Raw genomic sequence first — 3,574 nt, 5'->3', positions numbered from 1 at the left:
TGGATTTCTATTCCCGTAAATTTTAGGCTAAAAAGCTAGTTAAAGATTAAGCAATTAAAAAAGCCCCCCAATTTTATCTGTCGCTATTAAGCGCTGATAACCGGGGGGCTTTTTCTTTTTAAGAAGTTTGGGTAATTGTTTTAACCGAGGCTGGACTTTAAAAATTCTCGATTCATCCGGGCAATATGTTCTAGAGAAATTTCCTTTGGACACTCAACTTCGCAAGCGCCCGTATTGGTGCAGTTTCCAAATCCTTCGTTATCCATGGTTGCAACCATATTGAGGACCCGCTCTTTTGCCTCAGGCTGGCCTTGGGGGAGGAGCGCATATTGGGACACTTTTGCCCCAACAAACAGCATAGCGGACGAGTTTTTACATGTGGCTACGCAAGCGCCGCAGCCGATGCAAGCTGCCGCATCAAATGCTTCATCTGCGTCAGTTTTTGCGATTGGTAGGGCATTGGCATCAACTGTACCGCCAGTGCTTACAGATACATAACCACCCGATTCCATAATGCGGTCAAAAGAAGAACGATCTACAACTAAATCTTTTATTATGGGAAATCCCGTGGCGCGCCAGGGCTCAAGTACAATTTCCTGTCCATCCGTAAAACTACGCATATGAACCTGACAGGAGGTGACACCGCGAAGAGGGCCATGAGCACGACCGTCCATAAATACACCACAGGTTCCACAAATTCCTTCTCGGCAGTCATGGTCAAAGGCTATGGGGTCATCTCCGTTGCATACCAAAGTATCGTTTAGCATGTCCAACACTTCAAAGAATGACATGTCTTCTGTTATATTATCTACTTTGTAAGAAACAAAGTTTCCGGTAGAATTCGCATCTGCTTGTCGCCATACTTTTAAAGTTATTTGCATTATTTATAACTCCGCGTGGTCAGGGACACATTTTCAAAATTTAATTCTTCTTTATGGTGAACCGGTACATTGCCATTTTGGTATTCCCAGGCGGTTACATAGCGATAATTTTCATCATCTCTTTGCGCTTCATTTTCTTTTGTTTGATGTTCTTCTCTAAAATGCCCGCCGCAAGACTCTTCCCGACTGAGGGCATCGCGCGCCATGGTTTCACCCAATTCAAGGAAATCAGCCAGCCTACCGGCTTTTTCTAATTCGGGATTAAGGGACTCATTGCTACCAGGGATTCGTACATTATTCCAAAATTGATCACGTAGTTCGGGAATTTTTTTAATTGCCAGCTCAAGGCCGGATTTGTTTCTGGACATACCCACGTTTTCCCAAAGTAGTTTACCGAGTTCCTTGTGAATATCATCAACGGTTCGGGAACCGTTGATAGATAGAATTTTATCAACACGCGCCATTACATCGTTTTCTGTAGACTCAAAAGCAGAATCATCAGTTGATATTGTTTCGTTAAGTTTTTTAGATAAATAATTACCGATGGTTTGAGGAATAACGAAATAACCATCCGCGAGTCCTTGCATTAGGGCTGAAGCACCCAATCGGTTGGCTCCATGGTCCGAAAAATTGGCTTCTCCCAATACGAATAATCCAGGGACATTACTCATGAGGTTATAGTCGACCCACAGCCCACCCATTGTATAATGAACAGCAGGATAAATTCGCATGGGTGTTTCATATGGATTTTCACCAGTGATTTGTTGATACATATCAAACAGGTTACCATATTTAGCTGAAACGGCATTACGCCCCAGTCGGTTAATTGCATCGGCAAAATCCAAATAAACGGCTAATCTTGTTTCGCCTACACCGTGACCTTTATCGCACATATCTTTGGCGCGACGGGAGGCCACATCTCTTGGAACAAGGTTTCCAAAAGAAGGGTAAAGCCTTTCTAAATAATAATCACGATCTTCATCTGGAATGTTAGCAGGATTACGATTGTCGCCTTTTTTCTTTGGAACCCAAACACGCCCATCGTTTCTTAGGCTTTCGCTCATAAGAGTTAATTTTGATTGGTGATCGCTAGAGACAGGAATACAGGTTGGATGAATCTGTGTAAAACATGGATTAGCAAAATATGCACCACGGCGATGGGCGCGCCAAGCAGCAGTTACATTACTGGCCATGGCGTTCGTTGAAAGATAAAACACATTTCCATATCCTCCGGTTGCTAACACAACAGCATTGGCAGCGTGACGATTAATTTCACCAGTCACCAAATTTCGGGTGATAATTCCTTTTGCTTCACCATCCACCAGAACCAAATCCAACATTTCATGGCGTGGATGAAACTGAACAGTTCCTTTCCCCATTTGACGAATGAGGGCAGAATATGCGCCCAATAACAATTGTTGCCCGGTTTGTCCGCGAGCATAAAATGTACGAGAAACCTGGGCGCCACCAAAAGAGCGATTATCTAAAAGACCACCATACTCCCGGGCGAAAGGAACTCCTTGGGCAACGCACTGGTCAATAATATTATTACTGATTTCAGCCAAACGATAAACGTTAGCTTCGCGGGCGCGGTAATCTCCACCCTTGATCGTATCATAAAAAAGGCGATGTACACTGTCGCCATCATTGGGATAGTTTTTTGCAGCATTGATTCCACCTTGGGCGGCAATACTGTGGGCCCGCCGCGGGGATTCGTGATAAGAAAAAGCTTGAACGTTGTACCCAAGTTCAGCAAAAGAAGCAGCAGCTGAGGCACCAGCCAACCCTGTACCAACGACGATGATATTATACTTCCTTTTATTCGCGGGGTTGACAAGGTTTAGATTGAATTTATGTTTTGTCCATTTCTCAGCTAGCGGACCCCCGGGGGTATTAGAATTCATTGCCATCTTATTTTACACCTTCCATAAATCCAAAATAAATAACAATCGATAAAAATCCCGCTGGAATAATGAGCCAGAATAATACAGAAATTATTTCAATTAATTTTCCGTACCGATTATATCGAAGTCCAAAAGTTTGAAATGCTGATTGAAAACCATGGCGAAGATGAAACCCAAGTATAATCATAGCTACACCATATAAAACTGCAATTAGAGTATTTTCCAACCCTATTCTTGACCCCGTAATAATTGCAAAGAAACGGCCACTCTCGTGTTCTATTTGAAAATTATACCACACGGTAGATAGGTGTGTAATTAGGAAAACAAGAAGGACGGTCCCTGTTATTGCCATGGTTCGTGAGGATACAGTACTATTGTTTCCGGCACGATTCGATTCATATTTTACTGTTTTTGCTTTTTGGTTTTCAAGTGAAAGACGTATACCGTTAATAATGTGACCACCAAATATAAATAATAAAATAACTTCAATGGTTCGAACGAGAGGCTTAAAAGCAGATAATGCTTTAACATAGCTGTTAAAAAAATCAGGACCACCAAAGAGGGTAAGGTTTCCCGCCAAGTGGATGATTAAATAAACACACAGCAACAATCCTGTAGTTGCCATAAGAAATTTTTTGCCAATAGATGAATTTAAAAAAGTTGTTAGCCAAGCCATTTTGTACTCAAAAATTATTGAATATTAAGGCATGAAATTAGGGTATGTCATTGACTTTAAAAATGAGATTCTCGACGGAATTATATACGGCCAGCCAGCTTTGCGCCCAAATG

The 3,574-nt window shown here is 42.1% G+C and carries 3 protein-coding genes; all 3 read right to left on the bottom strand.

The features are described from left to right. Positions 1–140: 140 nt before the first annotated feature. The 3 genes from HN459_03665 to HN459_03655 are packed head-to-tail and all read right to left on the bottom strand — an operon-like array spanning position 141 to position 3,461. Positions 141–881, bottom strand: a complete 741-nt coding sequence (locus HN459_03665) for a succinate dehydrogenase/fumarate reductase iron-sulfur subunit (GenBank protein ID MBT3478541.1) — start codon at positions 879–881, stop codon at positions 141–143. Then, entirely contained in the window at positions 881–2,791 is a 1,911-nt protein-coding gene (locus tag HN459_03660) for a fumarate reductase/succinate dehydrogenase flavoprotein subunit (protein ID MBT3478540.1), read from the bottom strand. The genes HN459_03665 and HN459_03660 overlap by 1 nt, the downstream gene beginning before the upstream one ends. Position 2,792: 1 nt before the next feature. Next, positions 2,793–3,461: a succinate dehydrogenase cytochrome b subunit gene (locus tag HN459_03655; GenBank protein ID MBT3478539.1), complete on the bottom strand. Its 669-nt coding sequence runs from the start codon at positions 3,459–3,461 to the stop codon at positions 2,793–2,795. Between the last annotated feature and the right edge of the window lie 113 nt (positions 3,462–3,574).

The sequence above is a fragment of the Candidatus Neomarinimicrobiota bacterium genome (assembly GCA_018647265.1).
Lineage (GTDB): Bacteria > Fidelibacterota > Marinisomatia > Marinisomatales > TCS55 > TCS55.
This window is presented reverse-complemented; position numbering and strand designations above follow the sequence as displayed.